Genomic DNA, 19,777 nt, shown 5'->3' on the forward strand with positions numbered 1-19,777 from the left:
TCTAGTTCTCATTACTAACATGCGCAACGTCATGACTACAGCTGTAATGTGCATTATCGGCAGCATAAACAGAAGCATCTGCAGATTCTTGCGCATCTTGTATTAAGCGCTGTGCTATACGCATATGGTATTGTAAGTTGCCAAGATTGTTCGCTTTTGCAGCATTTTTGACATTCTCAAAAGCTTCCGTAGAAAAATCACGAGAATCTATGGCGTGCCTTTCAGCATCTATGGTATAACTCATAACTTCTGCCAAGCCGCAACTTTCAGAATCGTATTGCGCCTCAGAAGCTAAAATTACCGCTTCATCCGCGGCGTTTACTGCCTGCCCCATTAATAACATTACTGTTTTAGTGTTTTTTCGCGCCTTAGTTATAGACGCATCAAAAGAAGCTATTTCAGCTGAAGTACTCAGTGAGTCTGAAAGCTGACTTACTTGCTGCATATAACTCTGAACATCACTTATTTCACTTTTAAAAACTTCACATTGGGCTTGTAAATATGTTGATGTAAAAAACAATAATACAGCAACTTTTAGGCATGTTTTAATCTTGTTCATTCTTGGGGGAAATTATTTGGTTATGGTATTAACTTCAATAATTTCAAAATCGTATTATAATTAGGCCAACTGCATAAAATAAGGAGAATTCTTGTTAAATGGACTTAATTTAGACTTCTTACTACTATCCCCTAACTAAACTAAGTAGAGTTTGGGAGATTTAAATATCTTTAAAATCTATATCACATTATCATACCTATGACCCACCAATCTATCTTACATATTCTATTAGAATTTAACCTCAACACAAGCAAATTTGAATTCACTACTTTAAACTCAGGTCTAATAAACGATACATATTTGGTCTCAGGTGATACAGGTCAACAATATATTCTACAGAAAATAAATCATAAGGTATTTAAAAACCCTGAGGTGTTGATGAATAACATTAATTATACCCTGCCCTCTTTGTCTGCAAATGATTATGCTCAAATAACTTTTCTTTCTACCACGGACGGACAAAACTGTCTTAAGAAAGATGATGAATTTTGGCGTATAATGACATTTATACCTAATAGTACAACGTATGACACCACTACGGATACAGACATTGCTTTTGAAGCAGGACGAATTATTGGTAGGTTTCATGATTTATTAAAAACGGTAGATGTTGAGATAATTGAAGACACCTTACCTAAGTTTCATAATCTTGCATATAGAACTCAAGAGTTCAAAGAAGCACTAAAAAAAACTACTCCAGAAAAAAAGGAAATTGCTCATAACGCTATCGAACAGGCGCATCATTTTCTTAAAGAATTGGAACAATTAAATAATGAGAACCTACCTTTTAGAGTTTGCCATAATGATACCAAACTGAACAATATTTTGTTCACTAAGGCAACCCAAAAAGCACTTTGCCTTATTGACCTTGATACGATTATGAAAGGCTATTTTTTCTATGATTTTGGTGATGCCATTAGAACGGTCGTAAATAATGCTCCTGAAGATGAGCAAAATCACGATTTAATTCATTTCGATGAACATCTTTTCAAAGCCTTTGTTGACGGACTAGCTTCTAACAATACATTTTTATCTTCTGCCGATATTTCAAGTCTGCCCTTAGGAGCCGTATTTATGCCATTTATTCATGGGTTACGTGCATTGACCGACTACCTGAACAACAATAAATACTACAAGGTAACTTACGAAAACCAAAATCTAGACCGCTGCCTTAGCCTTTTCAATTTTGCAGAAAAAGCATTGGCCAAAAAAGACTTTATGGCAAGTTATACGCAACAAAAACTTGGACGCTTATAGCCTTATTTTTTATGTTTTTTATCCCACCAAATATAAGCCCCAAAAGCAAGTAAACTAATTACCGAACCCCACAGCAAACCCATTTTTAACTCATCTATACTTTTGCCGAAAATTGCAATAAACGCAGTTAAGGGGGCTATACCTACCAAGGTTGCACCCATAAATTTCCAATACCCCATTCGTAGTAATCCGCCAACGAAACTAATGGCATCGTTAGATAAAAAAGGATTTAATCTTGTTACAATTACTGCCCAAAATCCGTAGTCATCTAAAAAAGATGCTACCTTTTTCTCAGATTTCTTTCCAATAATGCGCTTTACAATGGTGTCTCCAAAGTAACTACCTATAAAATACCCAACAGTAGAAGCCGCGTATACCGATGCAATGATTATAACACTACCCCAAATAGGTCCGTACGCCAAGACGGATACCACCATTAAAAGAATACTAGGCACTACCAACAAAAACATTTGGGCAATCATAGCTAAAACCAATACTATAGGACCTAACCACCCAAAACCAGATACCCATTTTTGTACGCGCTCTTCATCATCACTAGTTAATACAGACCATGCCTCATCTAAAAATTCCTTTACTTCTGGTATTAAAAAGTAAGAAGTCACAATACCAAATACCAAAGCAATTGATATATATAATGGCAGTTTGCTTTTCGTTGTCGAAGATGTATCGGAATAGTTTTTCGTCATTGGCCTATAGCTGTAATTTTAACTTGGTGATAGTTCCTATACCATCTTTTTTGCCTTCACTAGAAATGTACAATGACCCGTCTTTCCCAAAGGTGATTCCCTCTGGTTGTGGAAATATATTTTTATCTAAACGATACCCTTTTTTAGCTGTTCCGTTTTCATCTAAAATCAATAATTTAGGTTTTGCCCCTTCTAACATATACATTTCCTTTGTTTGTGGATGAATGGCAATATCCGAAGGGCGAAAGTTTTTATACACTTTTTTTTCTCTAAAGTGCTTCAATACCTCATCATCCATTTCTAATTGCAGGACAGGATTATCTACTAATTTATAATCCTCTAAGGAAAAAGCATATACTCCTTTTCGATCATCCGAATCTATGTCACGATCTTTAGGTATTATCAATAATTGATGATTTGCTAAGTCTAGCTCAAGACTTTCCATATTGTTCTTTTCGTTGAATTTGGTTTTGTACGATGTTGTTTTTTTATCGGAATCTTGATACTTCTCAATAATGGTTATAGTACCATCACTCTCCAATACATAGGCGTCTTCACCTTCAATAGCCAAACCTTCATAATCGCCAGCGCCTCCAAATTCAATTTCTTTAACTACTTTTTTCTTATCAAGGTCATAGATAAATATGATTCCGTCTTCGTCTTGCACTGCAGCTATTTTATTTTCGCCTATCCAGGAAATACCAGATACTTCTCGTAGTTCTGATGGTAGCTCCCAACGACCAGAAATCTCATAAGCTACCTTATCTGCACCATCATAGGGCATCCAATCCCTAAAGTTCATGAAGAGGAACCCCATGCCTAAAACAATGGCAGCGATTGTCCAGAGTTTTATGGTTACCATATTCAATGTACTATTTGTAGTTTTCATAATTCCTTTATTTAAAACTATTTATATAAAAATAGCCTTCAAATCTGTAAAGAAATAGGAACAAGTGTTTTCTAAAAGACTTTTACAAAAACCTTAACTTTTTTATGGAAATATTAAGGTGAACATGTGTTGTCCTTCAAATGAATACTGCAGTTGAAGATGGTACTTATCTGCAATAGCCTTACTAATGGCAAGCCCTAATCCGGTTGAGCGACTATCTGCAGATGATTTTTTGAATCGCTTAAATAGATTGTCGGAATTTAATGCGCTATTGGTTCCATGATTTTTAATGGTTACCGAGTGCTCTTCTATACAAATGTCTACGGTCTTACCTGTTTCACCATGTAAAATGGCGTTTTTGACAAAATTAGAAATCATGATAATTGCCAGATCTTTATTCATCATGCACGATACCGCTGCACTTGAATTTACATTTATACGCATATCTCTATGTTCGGCAAAATCAGCAAAATCATTTGTAATAGAATCGACAAGGGTATTAACATTTAAACGTTCCTCCTCTAAGTATTGTTTATTATCAATTTTAGAAAGCAATAATAACGATTTATTCAGCCTAGTTAAACGAGTAAGGTTATCTAAAACCGCACCTATTTCTTGCGTTTGTAAGCCTGATAATTCATTCTTCTCCAGCAATAATTCTAACTTATTAATTGCAATGGCAAGTGGTGTCTGTAATTCGTGAGCGGCATTTTCTATAAATTCCTTTTGGGCAATGTAACTATCACGAGATTTCTCTGTTAATCTTTCTACGCTTTCATTAAGTAGTTTAAACTCAACAATATCAGTAGGCTCTTGTTTTATTGGATCATCTTTTTCGATACGGAAACCCTTTAGTCGATCAATAAGTGTATAGAACGGTTTCCAAACTTTTTTCATGACCAAATTATTAAGAACCACAATACTCAGTATTAATAACAGATAAAGACCCACCAAATATTTAAACAGGTTCTCTATTTGGTCATCCTCTTCTACCATAGAGGTAATGAGCTTTATCTTATAGTGATTACCATCTTGCTCAAAGATACTTTCAAGTATACGTATAGGCTCATATTCATCTTCATTCTGCATGTACATTAAAGTATCCCTATAACTATCTTTTAGCTTAGTATGACTATCAATTTCTGTCCTTTTTATGGTGTAATTATTAACACCAAACTCATTATCATGTAATAAATCTGGGTCAACTTTTACTGCCCTTATAATAAGCTCTTTTTGGTTTTCCAATCCGTCATCTAAACTATCGTACACCTCATCTAACATTGCAAAATAAAAAATAACCGCCCATATAGATATGAGTACGATCAGCAGTAATGCAAAGTATTTTGTAGAGTGGTTTAGAAGCTTCATAATATTCGAAAAATTGTTCTGTCAAGTATGTTACACTACTTGTAATTTATAACCTACACCATATACTGCCTCTATTTCTATGGTGGCAGTAGCATCTGTAAGTTTTTTGCGCAGGTTTTTAATTTGCGAATAGATAAAATCGAAACTATCGGCTTGATCAATGTGGTCTCCCCACACATGTTCAGCTAAAGCTGTTTTGGTAACTAAACGGGTTTTATTAGAAATCATATACAAGAGTACGTCATACTCTTTGCGATTAAGTGTCACTTCTTTATCATTTATATGAACACTTCTATTTTCTGGGTTTATGCTAACGTTGCCTATTTCAATGAGCTTGTTACCATCAAAACTTCTACGACGAACAATAGCTTTTACACGCGCATGTAGTTCTGCCATATGAAAAGGTTTGGGCAGGTAATCATCTGCACCTAAATTAAGCCCTTTTATACGGTCATCTAAAGAATCTTTGGCTGATACAATGATTACTCCATCATCCTTACCTAGTTGCTTCAATTGCTTTAAAAGCTCCAGTCCATTTCCATCAGGCAACGTAATATCCAACAAAACACAATCGTAATCATATACACCTATTTTAGTACTGGCTTTCTTATAATCAGAAGCGGTCTCTACCGTATAATACTCGCGCTCTAAAGTCTGCCGCATATTCTCTAACATCTCTGGCTCGTCTTCTATAATTAGAATTTTCATGACACTATAGTTTGCAACAACAATATAGTAGAATTCTAGAAAGAAATGGGAATCGTAAGCCTATGTTACTGACTCTAAAAAAATAACGGTATTCCCAATTCCTTCTAGATTTGGTCTGTTTCTTTGAAGCGAATTTAAAAATTAACTGATAATGAAAAATAAGAATTTAATAGCGGTAGTATTAACCGTACTTGGAACATTTACCGTTTTTGCACAGGACATTGATCCAAATACCGTACCTACAAATTTAAGACAGAGTTTTGAACAGCATTATCCTCAGGCAAGTGATGTGGAGTGGGAGTTAGACGGACAGTCATACAAGGTTGAATTTGACCATAATAGACTGGAGCATGAAATATGGTATGCTACGGATGGAAAAGCTACTAGAGCGGAACATGAAATTACCGAAGCAGATTTACCACAGGCCATTACATCTGTAATAGCCAGAAACTATGTCGGATACAAAGTAGATTCTGTCGAAAAAACTACCGTAAACGGGTCTACTACTTATGATGTAGAGCTTGAAAAAGGATGGAATGATGAAAAGGATGTTGTCTTTAATGAAAGCGGAAAAGTACTTAGCGAAATGATTGATTAATGTTTCTTTGATTGGGAGATGTGGGAAAGGCCGGAACTTAGTTTTCGGCTTTTTTTTGTTTCAATTTCTAGAAATATTTACTGCTAATCACCTTGTTTTTTTATTAGTAAATCATCTAACAATGTTCTTACTTTTTTACTGTTCCAATCTGCTGCACCGGTTTCTTTAATGATAATATTTCCTTTACCGTCAATAACATAATTTGTGGGTATGCTATTTTCTTGCAACACCTCTGGAGCTTGCATTTGCGGAAAATAGATTGGAAGGTCATAACCTTTTTTCGTAATAAAGCGCTGTACCTTTTCTGGTGCTTCTTGGGTCAACAACATAAAATTAACCTTGTCTCCATAATTAGTATACAAATCTTGAATTCCTGGTAGTTCTGCAATACAAGGCGGACACCAAGTTGCCCAATAACTAATAAATGTAACTTCTCCTTTTCCTACCGATATGCTTTTAGCTTCACCCTCCATATCTACAACAGTATATTGAAACGGAGTTACTTGATTTTGGTCTTCTACATCTTCTACGGTTGGCGACCAAATTGCAACTTTCAATTTGTTTACTGCAACCTGAATGGGTGTTCTCGTCTGCGGTATGAATAGCAGAACTATGAACACTACAAAAATGATATCGCTGATTTTAAACTTTCGTTTTTTCATGTGAAGTCTGAGTCGAGAAATAAGGCTATTCTTTACAATTGTATTTTATTGTCTCTTTTACATTACAAAAAGGTTTGAAATGTTCAATTTGTTCAAATTATACGACACTTAAGCCTTTCTCTTTTCTTTCAAATATCCGTTTAACATTATTCCGAATAAAGCAACCCATAGTAAGCGAAAGAACCAAATATTCATTTCAAAACCGAAAAATTCACCTGTATCACTCGTTGTGAAAAAGCTATACACAATCTCAATTAATGCTATTACCATTCCAATAATGGAAAATACTTTTCTCATCTTTTTGATTTTAAATTAATATCCGACTAAAACTTAACACCTACTTTCTAGAATCTAATTCCTTTTTCAAGGCTTTCATGTTCTTTATATTCAACGGGATTATAGCTGATAATGCCAAAGGAACGGCTAATAACGGAGTAATACCATCTTGAAAGGAAACATAGATAAAGAAAAGTAATATTCCGCCCAAAACGATAGACAAAAGCCAAACCATAGTCTTAGCTGCGGTATGTTTCTTAATTAATTCTTTAGTGCTGAGTTTAGATAATGATGTCTGATTCATGTGCCTTTAATTAAAATAATTTCACCAGTTTCCCTTTTCATAGGTTAGTGCTATAGCTTTCTTTTAAAATTTATTTGCAGTTCGCTTGTGTTGCCTTATTCCTCCATTGAATCCAGTATTCTTGTAAGCCTTCTGGTGTGGTTTTCAAATCACTAATATGCAGTTCATCGTCAGGTAGTAAAACATTGCTTAATTCTTTCTTTCTAATCGCTAATAACGGGGCATGGTTCCAATCGCCCACATGGTCAAAAGAAGTAAAGGCATCGCATGGTTCGGTAACTGAAATAAAAGGAATTAGCAGTTTATGGGTAACCATACCTGAGCCCATACCCAATGTGGTCATTTTAATACTAGCAAAATCAACCTTGGTATATAAGCCCTTGTTATAGTATTCTTTTAATTTATCGCCAACTTTATGCGACATAGTGTTGGAGAACTGATGGGCAACATCAGATCCGTTTATAAATTCCGATCCATAATACGTGCCCTTACAACCATTTTCATCACATTCAATAGTAGTAGTGTTTGTATCATTAGCCAGACCATAAACCGTAGTTGGTAAGCAGCTTAAAATAAAGGGTAACAATAAATAATATCGTAACATAGAAATCCATTACTTAAGCTTCATTAATACTATTGCTCGTTCTCTTCTTCTTTAGACTTATTGTATTTAGTAAACTCTACCTTTTTATCTTCCAAAATTTTATAAAAGCGTCGGTGAGATATTTTAAGGTCTTTCGTTATTTGAGCTACCTTTTTCTTTTTCTTCTTGTACAGTTTAATCTCTGCAGTTACTGCCTTATTAAAATAATAGTTGTGCAGGGCATCCACAACCTCTAGTTCTGTCTTATTACTTGAATTTACAAGGTGGTCTATTTCAGATTTTATATTTTGTAAGCCTTTCATTTCTTTGGTTATTTTTCGGGCACAGGATCCGTGAACCTTTGTGTAAGATCGGCGTACTTTTCTAAATCTTCTAGGGAATGATTTCCATAATCATTGACAACATTGAATTTCACATTGTTGTTTGCTAAGAAAGTGGCTACTCTTTCTAATTCTTCTGGGGAACCTTTAATTTCAATCTTTGCCATTATTTACAAATGCATTTAGTTTAGTGTTTGCCTAATTTAACATTATTCTTTTGAATATGGGCAAGGCAGAGCCCAACCAATAGGTCTACCTCTTAAAGTTAATTCTTTTTTTAAGTTCCTTTCTACCACACTATCAATTCTATATGTTTTATTAAAATGGTTGAATTATTTTTTCTTGTATTGTGGTAACGGCTTGGTAAATCAGATTCTTTTACAAAACTATCTAAACAAAAAAAGCAGCCCAAAGGCTGCTTTTATATTATTCAAAAAATATCATTATTCTTAGTCACCGTAATAGGTAAACGTGGTTAAGTACGTTACGTTATCGCCACCATCTGCAGATACTGAAGAAACAGTTGCCGCTGTTGGATAATCGCCATCATAAGTATAAGACAGATTTATAGTGTATTCAATTTCACCTTCTGCGTTTTTATATACTATTTGAGATGGGTTGTTGTTTGGGAATAATGCTTTTGCCCTTACAATTTCTTCTGCCTGCGGTGCCGCTGCAAAGTTTAATTTAATTTGATCCAAGACATCGATCATACCTGCAGCCTCAGCTGTTTTGTAAAACGGATTCGGTTTGTTGTCATAAGAGATTTCTGCCGTATAATACACCACTTCTTCTTCCCCGGTCATATAATCATAATCGTACTCAATAAACTGCAACACAGATGGGTTTCCGTTCTCATCATACTCTTCTATTTGTCCGGTTTCAAAAGCATCATACGGAGATTCGTATAATTCTTCTACGTTTCCATTGTCTCCGTTACCGGTTACATTACTTAGGTTTCCATCTTCATACGTGAAATTGGTAGTTTCGGTTCCGTCGAAAATAGAGGTCAATCGTAAATCTCCGTTATAAGAAAATAAAATGTTATTACTCTCATCTGGATCTTCAACAGACGTAACATCAATAGAAGTAATTAGCTTTGTTTCTACATTTCCGTTTACATCTTCAAATTCTTCTGAAGTAGACTTCTCACAGCTAAAATTTATAACTGCAATCGATGATAATAATAGTAGGTGATTAATTCGTTTCATAGGTAAATTTTGGTTTTAATTTATTTGTTAGGTCTATACTTAACACATGTATTTTATAAATATTGCACGTGCCTTTATTACGGATTTCCGTAATATTTAGAACAAGTCAACCGCTATGGGATTTGTAGGAATATTTTGATGTAAATCTTTCTTGAAATTTTAAAAATGGCAACTATTTCTTAACATCCAATATTACATAAAACAGATACTTTGTGAGATACCTTAATTCCCTGTTAAACTTTAAAACAACAGGGGGCACCTACTATTATAATTCTTATTTTTAGTTAAGATACATGGTTCATGTATCACCAAACCAACAAACTTAAATCAACAACAACATGAAAAAATTACCAGTTTTCCTCATGGTCTTTTTATGCACCATAACTTCTTCAATTGCAAAAACTACAGATGTACTCCCCGAACCTGAAAACACCTTTATTGGCACTTGGACCATAGATGTCGTCGGTGGCGGTGTCGCTTGGCTAAAAGTGCATGAAGACCAAGGCGTTTTAGATGGAGAATTATTATGGATAGGAGGCAGTGTGCTTCCAATATCCGATGTGTATTTGGTAAATGAGAATACTTTGATCGTTACCCGTACTTCTGATGAAAAGCTTAAAACAACTTCAGGAAATGAACGCACACACACCAGAACATGGACAATGCGCATTACCAAAATAAATGAAGCCATTGCTGGTACCATGACCGGACCTGCTTGGGGAAAAACAGGCGAAAACATAAGTTATTTTACAGGTTCCCGTATGCCTGCTGTTGGTCATGCACCTAATTTGAAAGCATTAAAATATGGAAAGTCTATAAAGTTATTTAACGGAAAAGACTTGACCGGATGGAGAACCATTGACCCAAAAAGCCCGAACGGATTTAAAGTGGTAAACGGAACCATGCAAAATAACCCGGTACAACCTGAAAATGGAGAGCACATTTATTATGGAAACCTACGTACCGACCAAGAATTTGAAGATTTTAATCTAAAATTAGAGGTTAATGTACCTAAAGGAAATAATAGCGGTGTTTACCTTAAAGGGTTATATGAAATACAAGTTGTGGACTCTTACGGTCTAGAGTTAGACAGTCATAATATGGGAGCATTATATAGTCGTGTTACTCCAAGTGAAAATGCGGAAAAACCTGCAGGCGAATGGCAAACCCTAGATATTACCCTTGTAGACCGTCATGTAACGGTTATTTTAAATGGAAAAAAGATAATTGACAATGCTGCCGTTGAAGGTCCTACTGGTGGGGCAATCAGTTCTGATGTATTTGCTCCGGGTCCTATTTACTTACAGGGCGACCACGGTAATGTAGCTTATAGAAATATTGTATTGACGCCAATACAAAAATAACTCGTCTAGAATACAGAAAACACTCAATAATGACATCGTTATATAACAGTGTCATTATTTTCTGTGGTTTTAGATGTCACATAACAACTTATTAAAATCAACCTATGACCATCAACTTTAAAATCAAAAACCGACTGCCATTTCTTACCACAATGGTATGTGCTGTTTTATTCATTCAGTGTAAAACAGAACCCAAACCTGTTGCAAAAACAGTTATTAATGAAACCATTTTAAAAGCTCCCGACGGATTTTCAGTTGCCGAAATCGGTAAAGATTTGGGTGCTGTGAGGCATTTGACCGTTGCAAAAAACGGAGACATTTATGCCAACAGATCTGTATTAAAAGACGGTAAGGCAATTATCTTACTTAAAGACAGCAATAACGATGGCACTATAGATGAACAACAACAATTTGCCGAGTTGCCAGGCACCGGAATTTTAGCTACCGATGACTACCTATATGCTTCTTCTAATTCTGCCGTATTCCGTTATCAGCTAAATGAAAACCATGAGATTGTTGACACAAATTCTCCGGAAAAATTAGTGGACGGACTCATTGATATGGGTATGGACAATGCCAAGCCTTTTACCATTGACAATAATGATAACCTATATGTAACCATTGGTTCTTGGAACGACGCCTGTAGGGATGATAATTCAGGTATGATGCCGTGTACTTTATTGGACTCTGCAGGGGGTATCTGGAAGTTTAAAGCCAATATGCTCAATCAAACTTTTGCTGATGGTTCGCGATACGCTACGGGACTTAAAAATGCGGTGGGTATCAACTGGAATGCTAAAACGAATTCCTTATTTGCAACAGATCATGGTCGCGGTGGATTGCACAATTTTTATCCTGATGTATTTACCCAAAAACAGGATGGTGAATTACCTGCTGAAACTTTATATGAGCTTAAAGAAGGCGATGATGCGGGATGGCCTAAAACCTATTACGATCATTTTAAAAACAGTCGATTGCTTGCTCCTGAATATGGTGGTGACGGTGAGCAAATAGCCGAAGAAAATTTTATAAAACCTATAGCAGCCTTTCCTGCACATTTAGCCCCTAATGATTTGTTGTTCTATACCGGTGATATGTTTCCTGAGAAATATAAGAACGGAGCGTTCATTGCCTTTCACAATCAATCGTCTGAACTTAAAAAAGGATTCTTTGTAGCTTTTGTTCCTTTTAAAGATGGAAAGCCTAGCGGTGATTGGGAAATTTTCTTGGACAACTTTGCTGGATTCGATTTAGCAAACCCATCAGAAGGTACATTAAAACATCGCCCTTGTGGATTAGCACAAGGTCCGGATGGCGCATTATATGTGTGTGATGATTTTGGCGGAAGTATATTTAAGGTAACCTATTAATTTTCACACATGAAAAAGCATTTTATTCTAATCATTGTTGCCGTTTTTCCTTTGTGTGGGTTCGCTCAAGATGTTACGATTGTAAATCAATTTATCAGCTCGTTGACAGCGCCACAAAAGTCAAAAATAGTACATGAATTTAAAGAAGATACACGAGAAGATTGGCACTTTCTACCTTGGAGTTCTTATGAACGACAGGGACTTCCTTTAAAAGAGCTAACCGCAAATCAAAAGAAATTGGTTCACAAGCTTTTGCAATCTTCATTAAGCGAAAAGGGCTATAAGCAGACCACCGAAATTATTGGTTTAGAAAACGTATTGGCTGCTATTTCTGGAGACTCGGTCTATAGAGATCCCCAAAAATATTACGTTTCTATTTACGGCAACCCTGCAAATGAAGATACATGGATGTGGACTTTTGAAGGGCACCATGTGTCTTTACATTTTACAACCGTTGCCGATATGGTTTCCTATTCACCAAGATTCTTTGGTTCTAATCCTGGAAGAATAATGGATGGGAAACATAAAGGATTTAGTCCGCTGGTAAATGAAGAAGACTTAGGGCTAGCGCTCGTAAATATGTTAAGCGATAACCAGAAAAAGATTGTAATTTTTAATGACAAAGCATATAACGATATTCAAAGCTGGAATAATTCTGTAGCAGAAAAACTTCCCTCTGAAGGCATTTTGGTGAGCGATTTAAACGCAAACCAGAAAAAACAGGTTATGCGTATTATACATGAATATGTATCTACCATACCAACAGATCAAGCCAAGGAAAAAATGGATGCAATTAGAAACGAAGAATTAGATGACATGCGATTTGCATGGGCTGGGGCAACGGTTCTTGGTAAAGCACATTATTACCGTATTCAAGCCAAATCATTTATGATCGAATTTGATAATAGCCAAGACAATGCCAACCACATACATTCTGTCTGGCGCGATTTTGATGGTGATTTTGGTAGAGATTTATTAAAAGAACATTACAAAAACAGTACACATCATCACTAAGGTTTTCTTAGAATATTAAAAAAAAGCCCATCAGAATCTGATGGGCTTTTTTGTATTTAATTAATTATTTCTAAAATCACTTACTCTGCAGCACCTTCAAAAATGCTGTTGAAAATAAGCTTGTACGTTCCTCTTGGTTGCGCTCTAAATTGAGGTCTAAATGCAAACAACACTACAGAACCTTTACCATAAGTTGCTTTTACCATAGCTGGCTTTTTAGCAATGTACTTTTTCTCGCCCATTGCCCAGCCGCTCATTAATAAATCTTTTTCTGCATAGTTGGCAATAACTTCAACCTGTGGTGCCGGAGCATCTTTGATATCTTCTGTACCGCCTTCTCCCTTTTTCTCTTGTTTATCTATAACAAAAGCACGACTCTTATTAAAAGAAACCGCAACAGTGTCTTGCATACCAAAAGCCAACGGATGGGTTGTGTCTATCCCTGTTTTTATCAATGATCCAGGTATAAAGAACTCCTTACTATCCGTGCCTTCCGTAGCATCTTTAATTGGCAAACCAAATTGCTCTATTACATAATTACTGGCATCATCAAAAGCAATTAACGTTCCTCCATTTTTTACATAGTTGCTTAATGCTAAAGATCCTTCTAAACCAATACCTCCTGTAAATTTCTCTGGCATTTTTAATGGCGAATTACCATGTAAGATTGATTTTGCACGTTGAGACGGAAGTATTAAAACATCATACTGAGACAAATCTTTTGTTTGAATATCTTTATCATGAAGCGTATCTGTTTCAAAAGCATATTCATCCATTATAAAACGTGTCCATCCTTCATCCATATTAGAAACCCAAGACTTGTATAGCCCTACTTTTGGAGCATGCACCTTGGTCAATTCTACTTTTGGCTTTGCCGATAGCCCTGTAACTTCAAGACCATATTCGTTTGCCAAATCTTCTATAGAAGCACTACCACCAGATACAATATAAGAACCTGCAGGATACTCTGTTTTCCCAGATTTAAAGGATGCTTTCGTTTTATATGCCGTACCACCTGCTTTCAACACTTTATTTGTTGCTACTACAGATGCATTGCTATTGGCACTTAATAAATATCCAAAAGAAGCATTGCCTTTTACCTCACCTTCATAGTAAGATGCTAAATCTGACAACTTCTCTGTAACCACTTCAAAAGGTTCCGCAATTTTATCTACCGTAACTCCCATTTGCATAGGTAGTGTCCAACCAGCTAAATCATACGGAGTATCTGGAGGACCTCCAGGATATTGAAACCGAGTTGGATAATTTTGCTTTTCCATCAAGTCCATTAAATAGGGTCTAAACGCTTGTGCCGTATAAATTACATAAGCTCCTTTTTCATATTTCTTTCCGTTGATTTCAACGTTTTTGGTCGTTCTTTCTATTTCAATTCCACCTCGTTGCAACACATTTACAAGATTTACAGACTCAAAAGCATCCCATTGTTCTTTTCCGATTACATAAGCAAACGGACCTTCTGTTTTAGACTCTTCAATTGCAGAAGCACCCATTTTGTAGATATTATGCAAATAGTTGCTTTTGCGGTCAGCTGCTAAATCTAACGTTGCCCATGTAGCGGTCAACATATAATCTACGGCATCACGAAAATGAGATTCGCCACCTTTCCAGGGATCTGGGTACATAATATCGGTACCATCTGTAGGAGTACCACCGGCAACTGTTTTAGGTAGTTTTTCTGGATCATAGAATCTTGGTGTTGGTGAGGTATGACCCACTTCTGTCAAAATACCGATCATGTTATGGTAGTAAGGTGTTGTACGACCTCCACCGTTCCAAAACATGGTATAAAAGTTATCGGCAATTGCACCAGGCATATTCTCCAATGAAAAACGTTTGGTCATCGCAGAACCTACTTCACTAACTCCCGCAGTAATCGCTGGATGAATTTTAGGGTTCACTGGATCTGCATATGGGGGCAAAGATATTTTTGTCCACGATGGAGAAGATTGGTGGTGGTTATATACAATCTGCGGATACCACTCGTTGTATAAAATCTTAGTGACATTGTACGTCTCTGGCATGGTATTCATAAACCAATCCCTATTATTATCATGACCCATATAGTAGTGATATAAAATTGGAGGTCTAGATGTTTCATAGGCGGTACCTAAATTTTTCTTGTACCAGTCTACCACAATATCCAAACCATCGGGATTCATTACCGGCATTAAAATAGTAATGACGTTTTCCCTAATTTTTTTCATTTCAGTACTTTCAGAAGTGGTCAAGGTATACGCCAATTCTGAAGTCATTTGACCGTGAGCTAATTCGGTAGAGTGCATTCCGCCATCTACCCAAACAATTGCTTTACCTTCTTCAGATAATTTTAAAGCTTCATCTTCAGAAACTTGTACTCGTGCTAATTTGGTGCTGATGTCTTTCCACTTGTCTAAATCTTTTAAGTTCTCTTCACTAGAAATAAACAGGATGTACATTTTTCTACCCAACACCGTTGTGCCTATTTCTACTTTTTTAACCCTATCGGATGAAGCATCTAATTGAGATAAGTAATCTTCAATTTGGCTGTAGTCTGCCAATTTATAATCGTCGCCGACCTTAAAGCCGTAAACATCTTCTGGAGAAGGTACTTTTTGCGCCATCGAAACAGATATGCACGAGAGGGCTAGTACAAGGGTCAGTAACACCGACTTGCACTTAGAGTTTTTTGTAGTCATTTTCGAATTAGTTTGTTTGAACTAGGAATTTAAGAAATAGTAGAGAGCTAGATAAATGTTACGAAGAAAGATTATGTTAAAAGAAATGTTAATTTCTAAGTCGGTAATCTAACGGGGTTGATTTTATTGAATTGTATGTTAAGCTGAATTCTATCAGTAATTTAGAAAACACTTACGAGCTAATACTACCTAGTGTAAAAAGAAAATCACTTTACAATATTGTTATTTATTGGACCAGGCTGTTGAACTTTAATAGCGCGATTATAGGCAGGATTATTTTGAAAATACTCCGCCCGAGTAATTTTAGAGGTTTTGTGATCTCCCGTATGGCTCCACCCTGGTGGCATAAAAACATACATAATCTTATTTTTTATTCCTGGTGCCCTACTTACATCTTTAAAAAGAGCCGCGAACTCACCAAAATAGACATCAAGAAAATTACCCGAATCCATTTCTCTAGTAATACCATATTCTATTTCAATTTCTTTCTTCTCTTCTTGATACGTACCAAAAGCATGGTCCCATATATTCAATAGATTACAGAAATTAGTATCCATATACAACGGATTTCTTGCATGATGTACACGGTGGTGAGATGGTGTAAGTATTATCTTGTTCAAAGGTCCAAAACGTGCATCTTTAATTACATTCTCGCCTATATGGATAAATGCTCCATAAGTACCATCTATAAACATAATTAAAAACAACAGTTCTGGTTGAATACCCAATAAAATACAGACCGTAGTACGTATAATATCTGCATAAGGCGCCTCTAAAAAGAAATGTGCATGCGTTACCGAAAGATTCATGTTTTCAGGTGCATGATGTGTGGAATGAAGACACCAAAAAAGACGGACTTTATGACCCCAATAGTGATATAGAAAATGAGCAAGCTCCCACACGATATAGCCATAAATGAACCAATACCAAGTCATTTCTGTCTGGAACGGTGCATAAGATTGAAATAAGCCAATGCAAATTGTTACCATTGCAATAGCGATAAACCTACCTATAAATCTATTAAACACATATATTAAGAAATTTACCTTGTAAACTTTGGTATCTGGCTTTTTATAGATTAAACCTAGAATCAATTCTAATATTAATAAGAGTGGTATAATAGGGTAGATGAGCGATACTACACCATCAAATGTTCTGAACTTACCATAGTCTCCTGTCTGTAGTATTTCAAAAGCATTTGAAATACCTAGAAACCCAATTATTTCATTAAAAAATGTTTCGAAAATTTCCATGCTTATTGTTTTAGTAAAATATTAATGACATCACTACAAATACGTCATTAATTCTGATCTGAAATTATAAATATGGTTGATTCTACTAAAGAACTTTAAAAATAACAAAGGCATAAACAAATTCGACGAACAAGAGATCGGGGTCGACCGAAGTTGGAATTTATTGAATGGAGTATATTCTAATAAAACAGGTTTCTAGGCTTAAATTATTACGGGAACTTTGAAAAAATTAGAGGTTGAGCAAGTAGATATAAAGCGTATACCTGAATTACGACATTCTTAAAAACAAAAAAGAGAAGCCTTTTTGGCTTCTCTTAGTGGTCCCACCTGGACTCGAACCAGGGACCACCTGATTATGAGTCAGGTGCTCTAACCAGCTGAGCTATAGGACCGGTTACAATTCTATATGTTGCTCTGTAAACTCTTTTTTCGATTAAAATCGATAAAGACTGGTGCTCAAACCAGCAATTACAGAACTCGCGAATTGCGGATGCAATATTACTACTTATTTTTAACTGACACAAACAAAATAGTCCTTACTCCCTAATTTCTTGACACAGCTCGACCAATACCCCATTTGCAGTTTTTGGGTGAACGAAAGCAACTAACTTATTATCAGCTCCTTTTTTAGGCTTTTCATTCAGAAGTGTAAACCCTTCAGACTTTAATCTAGCTATTTCTGCTACGATATCTTCTACCTCAAATGCTACATGGTGTATGCCTTCTCCCTGTTTTTCTAAGAATTTGGCAATAGGTCCATCTGATTCTGTGGCAGCCAAAAGCTCGATTTTATTAGGTCCGTTTTGAAAGAAAGAAGTCATTACGCCTTCAGAAGCTACTTCTTCTTGTTTATAGGGTGCTACACCCAATAATTTCTCAAAAAGCGCATTGGAATCTTCCATGTTTTTCACCGCTATACCTAAATGTTCAATCTTTTTCATGTCTAAATTTGCTTCAGAGTGCATCACATAGGGGTTAAGATACATTTTAATATGTATTTTTGCAGTATGGAAACGCAAAGACAACGTAAAATAGCTGGGGTCATTCAAAAAGATATTGTAGATATTCTACAAAAAGCTGCCATTGATGGTGGACTTCGTAATACCCTTATATCTGTGTCTAAGGTTGCAGTGACCACAGATTTATCTATCGCGAAAATTTACCTAAGTATTTTTCCGAACGATAAAGCAGGTGAATTAATGGAAGGTATTAAATCTAACCAACCATTAATTAAACACGAACTTTCTCAACGTACCAGAAACCAACTGCGTAGGGTGCCAGAATTATTATTCTATTTAGACGATTCATTAGATTATATCGAGAATATTGAAAAGTCTTTAAAAAGAGAAGAAAACCCTATAGAGAATAGAGATTTATTACCTAAGCGTAAAAAGTCTTAATCGGTTGAATTTTCCGCTCTATATCGCCAAAAGATATGTACGTTCAAAAAGTACCCAGAACGCGGTTAACATCATTAATTTTATCACCTTTTTAGTTATAGTTATTGGTTCTGCAGCACTGTTTATTGTGCTTTCGGCTTTCGCCGGATTAAAAACCTTTAGCCTTTCCTTTACCGAGTCTTTTGATCCACAATTAAAAGCACTACCCGCAACTGGAAAGATTTTTACCCTATCACCAGAGCAAGAACAACGTTTACAATCTGTAGACGGACTCGCATTTTACTCTAAAGAAATAGAAGAGAAAGTATCTCTTGAACATCGAGGCAAAAATCATATTGCATATATAAAAGGTGTGGATAGTAACTACACCAAGGTTACCGGTGTAGACAGCACGCTCTATATTGGAGATTGGACTATTAACGACACTCAAGTTGTAGCGGGTTTGGGTATTGCCAATATTCTTGGGGTAACCATTAACCAGTTTCGCAGTCCAATGCAGATTTATGCTTTTAAACCCGGTAAAGGCTCTATATCTCAACAAAGTATATCATCGCTCTACAATCAATTGCCTATGGTTATTGGTGGGGTATATGCCGTAGAAGCTGATTTGGATAATAAATATGTATTTGCCGATTTACGTTTGACTCAGGCATTATTAGAAAAAGATTCCCTACAGATTTCTGGTATTAATTTTAAGATGGATGATGGTGTTGAACCTAGTGCTGTACGCTCAGAAATTCAGGCTGTTTTAGGTTCTAATGTGCAATTAAAAAATAGACAACAGCTGAATAGTACCCTCTATAAAATGTTGAATACCGAAAATGTAGCTACGTATCTTATTTTCACCTTAGTACTTATTATTGCTCTTTTCAATGTTGTTGGTGCTATCATTATGATGATATTAGACAAGCAACAGAATTCAAAAACACTGTACAGTCTTGGTACAACGATTAAGGAGTTAAGACGTATTTACTTTGTTCAAGGAATTCTTGTTACAGGTTTTGGAGGATTAATTGGCGTGCTAATAGGCGTGCTAATTGTATGGTCACAACTGGCATTTAGTTGGCTAAAAATTACACCATCACTAGCCTACCCAGTAAAGTTTGAGTTCATTAATATTACCATTGTTTTGGCAACAATTATTGTACTTGGTGTTATTGCTTCTAAAATAGCTAGTAGCCGTATCAATAAAAAATTGGTAGACCTTTAGAAGGCCC

Annotated in this window: 22 protein-coding genes and 1 tRNA gene; 7 read left to right on the plus strand and 16 right to left on the minus strand. The window is 35.8% G+C overall.

The genetic code is table 11. From position 1 onward, the window contains the following. Position 1: 1 nt before the first annotated feature. The gene (locus BM296_RS03385; protein WP_027065574.1) at positions 2-559 is read right to left on the minus strand and encodes a hypothetical protein; all 558 of its coding nucleotides are present in this window, start codon (positions 557-559) and stop codon (positions 2-4) included. 198 nt (positions 560-757) lie between these two features. On the opposite strand from BM296_RS03385, the gene BM296_RS03390 reads away from it, so the two are divergent. After that, the gene (locus tag BM296_RS03390; protein ID WP_091901446.1) at positions 758-1,816 is read left to right on the plus strand and encodes a phosphotransferase enzyme family protein; all 1,059 of its coding nucleotides are present in this window, start codon (positions 758-760) and stop codon (positions 1,814-1,816) included. Positions 1,817-1,818: 2 nt separating this feature from the next. On the opposite strand, the gene BM296_RS03395 is transcribed toward BM296_RS03390, so the two are convergent. The 4 genes from BM296_RS03395 to BM296_RS03410 form a co-directional block, all read right to left on the minus strand. Continuing rightward, a complete protein-coding gene (locus tag BM296_RS03395; RefSeq protein ID WP_091901448.1) occupies positions 1,819-2,523 on the minus strand; it encodes a TVP38/TMEM64 family protein in 705 nt (234 codons plus the stop codon). Positions 2,524-2,527: 4 nt separating this feature from the next. Continuing rightward, the gene (locus BM296_RS03400; RefSeq protein ID WP_091901450.1) at positions 2,528-3,412 is read right to left on the minus strand and encodes an SdiA-regulated domain-containing protein; all 885 of its coding nucleotides are present in this window, start codon (positions 3,410-3,412) and stop codon (positions 2,528-2,530) included. Between the two features lie 102 nt (positions 3,413-3,514). After that, positions 3,515-4,780, minus strand: a complete 1,266-nt coding sequence (locus tag BM296_RS03405) for a sensor histidine kinase (RefSeq protein ID WP_091901452.1) — start codon at positions 4,778-4,780, stop codon at positions 3,515-3,517. A gap of 30 nt (positions 4,781-4,810) precedes the next feature. Then, the gene (locus BM296_RS03410) at positions 4,811-5,488 is read right to left on the minus strand and encodes a response regulator transcription factor (RefSeq protein ID WP_091901454.1); all 678 of its coding nucleotides are present in this window, start codon (positions 5,486-5,488) and stop codon (positions 4,811-4,813) included. Between the two features lie 151 nt (positions 5,489-5,639). On the opposite strand from BM296_RS03410, the gene BM296_RS03415 reads away from it, so the two are divergent. Further along, positions 5,640-6,086, plus strand: a complete 447-nt coding sequence (locus BM296_RS03415; protein WP_091901456.1) for a PepSY-like domain-containing protein — start codon at positions 5,640-5,642, stop codon at positions 6,084-6,086. A gap of 83 nt (positions 6,087-6,169) precedes the next feature. Here BM296_RS03415 and BM296_RS03420 read toward each other — a convergent pair whose 3' ends face one another. The 7 genes from BM296_RS03420 to BM296_RS03445 all read right to left on the minus strand — a co-directional run bounded on the left by BM296_RS03420 (position 6,170) and on the right by BM296_RS03445 (position 9,463). Further along, complete coding sequence (locus BM296_RS03420) at positions 6,170-6,748, minus strand: TlpA family protein disulfide reductase (RefSeq protein WP_091901458.1); 579 nt, start codon at positions 6,746-6,748, stop codon at positions 6,170-6,172. 108 nt (positions 6,749-6,856) lie between these two features. Further along, positions 6,857-7,045: a hypothetical protein gene (locus BM296_RS03425; protein WP_027065567.1), complete on the minus strand. Its 189-nt coding sequence runs from the start codon at positions 7,043-7,045 to the stop codon at positions 6,857-6,859. Positions 7,046-7,085: 40 nt separating this feature from the next. Next, positions 7,086-7,328: a hypothetical protein gene (locus BM296_RS03430; protein WP_091901460.1), complete on the minus strand. Its 243-nt coding sequence runs from the start codon at positions 7,326-7,328 to the stop codon at positions 7,086-7,088. A 70-nt stretch (positions 7,329-7,398) separates the two neighbouring features. Further along, positions 7,399-7,932, minus strand: a complete 534-nt coding sequence (locus BM296_RS03435) for a hypothetical protein (RefSeq protein WP_091901462.1) — start codon at positions 7,930-7,932, stop codon at positions 7,399-7,401. Between the two features lie 29 nt (positions 7,933-7,961). After that, the gene (locus BM296_RS03440; RefSeq protein WP_091901463.1) at positions 7,962-8,234 is read right to left on the minus strand and encodes a hypothetical protein; all 273 of its coding nucleotides are present in this window, start codon (positions 8,232-8,234) and stop codon (positions 7,962-7,964) included. Positions 8,235-8,242: 8 nt separating this feature from the next. Next, the gene (locus BM296_RS19375; protein WP_177214912.1) at positions 8,243-8,419 is read right to left on the minus strand and encodes a hypothetical protein; all 177 of its coding nucleotides are present in this window, start codon (positions 8,417-8,419) and stop codon (positions 8,243-8,245) included. 282 nt (positions 8,420-8,701) lie between these two features. Then, entirely contained in the window at positions 8,702-9,463 is a 762-nt protein-coding gene (locus BM296_RS03445) for a hypothetical protein (protein ID WP_091901465.1), read from the minus strand. A 338-nt stretch (positions 9,464-9,801) separates the two neighbouring features. On the opposite strand from BM296_RS03445, the gene BM296_RS03450 reads away from it, so the two are divergent. The 3 genes from BM296_RS03450 (at position 9,802) to BM296_RS03460 (ending at position 13,211) form a co-directional block, all read left to right on the plus strand. Continuing rightward, the gene (locus tag BM296_RS03450) at positions 9,802-10,827 is read left to right on the plus strand and encodes a 3-keto-disaccharide hydrolase (RefSeq protein WP_091901467.1); all 1,026 of its coding nucleotides are present in this window, start codon (positions 9,802-9,804) and stop codon (positions 10,825-10,827) included. A 104-nt stretch (positions 10,828-10,931) separates the two neighbouring features. Next, positions 10,932-12,197: a PQQ-dependent sugar dehydrogenase gene (locus tag BM296_RS03455; protein ID WP_091901469.1), complete on the plus strand. Its 1,266-nt coding sequence runs from the start codon at positions 10,932-10,934 to the stop codon at positions 12,195-12,197. Between the two features lie 9 nt (positions 12,198-12,206). Beyond that, the gene (locus BM296_RS03460; RefSeq protein WP_091901471.1) at positions 12,207-13,211 is read left to right on the plus strand and encodes a DUF3500 domain-containing protein; all 1,005 of its coding nucleotides are present in this window, start codon (positions 12,207-12,209) and stop codon (positions 13,209-13,211) included. 80 nt (positions 13,212-13,291) lie between these two features. Here the strand turns inward: BM296_RS03460 and BM296_RS03465 are convergent, their stop codons facing one another. The 4 genes from BM296_RS03465 to mce all read right to left on the minus strand — a co-directional run bounded on the left by BM296_RS03465 (position 13,292) and on the right by mce (position 18,101). Next, positions 13,292-15,832: a M14 family metallopeptidase gene (locus BM296_RS03465; protein WP_245786960.1), complete on the minus strand. Its 2,541-nt coding sequence runs from the start codon at positions 15,830-15,832 to the stop codon at positions 13,292-13,294. A 281-nt stretch (positions 15,833-16,113) separates the two neighbouring features. Further along, positions 16,114-17,160, minus strand: a complete 1,047-nt coding sequence (locus BM296_RS03470) for a sterol desaturase family protein (RefSeq protein ID WP_091901475.1) — start codon at positions 17,158-17,160, stop codon at positions 16,114-16,116. Positions 17,161-17,478: 318 nt separating this feature from the next. Then, positions 17,479-17,552: transfer RNA gene (locus BM296_RS03475), tRNA-Ile, on the minus strand. A 144-nt stretch (positions 17,553-17,696) separates the two neighbouring features. Next, positions 17,697-18,101 carry a methylmalonyl-CoA epimerase gene (gene mce / locus BM296_RS03480; protein WP_091902937.1) on the minus strand — a complete coding sequence of 135 codons (405 nt, stop codon included), beginning with the start codon at positions 18,099-18,101 and terminating at the stop codon, positions 17,697-17,699. A gap of 66 nt (positions 18,102-18,167) precedes the next feature. On the opposite strand from mce, the gene rbfA reads away from it, so the two are divergent. Next, positions 18,168-18,560, plus strand: a complete 393-nt coding sequence (gene rbfA / locus BM296_RS03485; protein WP_027065546.1) for a 30S ribosome-binding factor RbfA — start codon at positions 18,168-18,170, stop codon at positions 18,558-18,560. A gap of 4 nt (positions 18,561-18,564) precedes the next feature. Then, positions 18,565-19,770 (plus strand): ABC transporter permease, encoded by a 1,206-nt coding sequence (locus tag BM296_RS03490; protein ID WP_091901477.1) that lies wholly within the window; start codon positions 18,565-18,567, stop codon positions 19,768-19,770. Positions 19,771-19,777: the final 7 nt, after the last annotated feature.

The sequence above is a fragment of the Maribacter stanieri genome (genome assembly GCF_900112245.1).
Classification (GTDB): Bacteria; Bacteroidota; Bacteroidia; order Flavobacteriales; family Flavobacteriaceae; genus Maribacter; species Maribacter stanieri.

What these genes read in the sequence shown, in the direction of transcription:
- BM296_RS03435 (WP_091901462.1), bottom strand. Translation starts at nt 7,932, where the DNA reads ATGTTACGATATTATTTATTGTTACCCTTTATTTTAAGCTGCTTACCA.
- rbfA (WP_027065546.1), top strand. Translation starts at nt 18,168, where the DNA reads ATGGAAACGCAAAGACAACGTAAAATAGCTGGGGTCATTCAAAAAGAT.
- BM296_RS03405 (WP_091901452.1), bottom strand. Translation starts at nt 4,780, where the DNA reads ATGAAGCTTCTAAACCACTCTACAAAATACTTTGCATTACTGCTGATC.
- BM296_RS03420 (WP_091901458.1), bottom strand. Translation starts at nt 6,748, where the DNA reads ATGAAAAAACGAAAGTTTAAAATCAGCGATATCATTTTTGTAGTGTTC.
- BM296_RS19375 (WP_177214912.1), bottom strand. Translation starts at nt 8,419, where the DNA reads ATGGCAAAGATTGAAATTAAAGGTTCCCCAGAAGAATTAGAAAGAGTA.
- BM296_RS03445 (WP_091901465.1), bottom strand. Translation starts at nt 9,463, where the DNA reads ATGAAACGAATTAATCACCTACTATTATTATCATCGATTGCAGTTATA.
- BM296_RS03410 (WP_091901454.1), bottom strand. Translation starts at nt 5,488, where the DNA reads ATGAAAATTCTAATTATAGAAGACGAGCCAGAGATGTTAGAGAATATG.
- BM296_RS03430 (WP_091901460.1), bottom strand. Translation starts at nt 7,328, where the DNA reads ATGAATCAGACATCATTATCTAAACTCAGCACTAAAGAATTAATTAAG.
- BM296_RS03450 (WP_091901467.1), top strand. Translation starts at nt 9,802, where the DNA reads ATGAAAAAATTACCAGTTTTCCTCATGGTCTTTTTATGCACCATAACT.
- BM296_RS03390 (WP_091901446.1), top strand. Translation starts at nt 758, where the DNA reads ATGACCCACCAATCTATCTTACATATTCTATTAGAATTTAACCTCAAC.
- BM296_RS03465 (WP_245786960.1), bottom strand. Translation starts at nt 15,832, where the DNA reads ATGGCGCAAAAAGTACCTTCTCCAGAAGATGTTTACGGCTTTAAGGTC.
- BM296_RS03385 (WP_027065574.1), bottom strand. Translation starts at nt 559, where the DNA reads ATGAACAAGATTAAAACATGCCTAAAAGTTGCTGTATTATTGTTTTTT.
- BM296_RS03455 (WP_091901469.1), top strand. Translation starts at nt 10,932, where the DNA reads ATGACCATCAACTTTAAAATCAAAAACCGACTGCCATTTCTTACCACA.
- BM296_RS03440 (WP_091901463.1), bottom strand. Translation starts at nt 8,234, where the DNA reads ATGAAAGGCTTACAAAATATAAAATCTGAAATAGACCACCTTGTAAAT.
- mce (WP_091902937.1), bottom strand. Translation starts at nt 18,101, where the DNA reads ATGAAAAAGATTGAACATTTAGGTATAGCGGTGAAAAACATGGAAGAT.
- BM296_RS03400 (WP_091901450.1), bottom strand. Translation starts at nt 3,412, where the DNA reads ATGAAAACTACAAATAGTACATTGAATATGGTAACCATAAAACTCTGG.
- BM296_RS03425 (WP_027065567.1), bottom strand. Translation starts at nt 7,045, where the DNA reads ATGAGAAAAGTATTTTCCATTATTGGAATGGTAATAGCATTAATTGAG.
- BM296_RS03415 (WP_091901456.1), top strand. Translation starts at nt 5,640, where the DNA reads ATGAAAAATAAGAATTTAATAGCGGTAGTATTAACCGTACTTGGAACA.
- BM296_RS03470 (WP_091901475.1), bottom strand. Translation starts at nt 17,160, where the DNA reads ATGGAAATTTTCGAAACATTTTTTAATGAAATAATTGGGTTTCTAGGT.
- BM296_RS03395 (WP_091901448.1), bottom strand. Translation starts at nt 2,523, where the DNA reads ATGACGAAAAACTATTCCGATACATCTTCGACAACGAAAAGCAAACTG.
- BM296_RS03460 (WP_091901471.1), top strand. Translation starts at nt 12,207, where the DNA reads ATGAAAAAGCATTTTATTCTAATCATTGTTGCCGTTTTTCCTTTGTGT.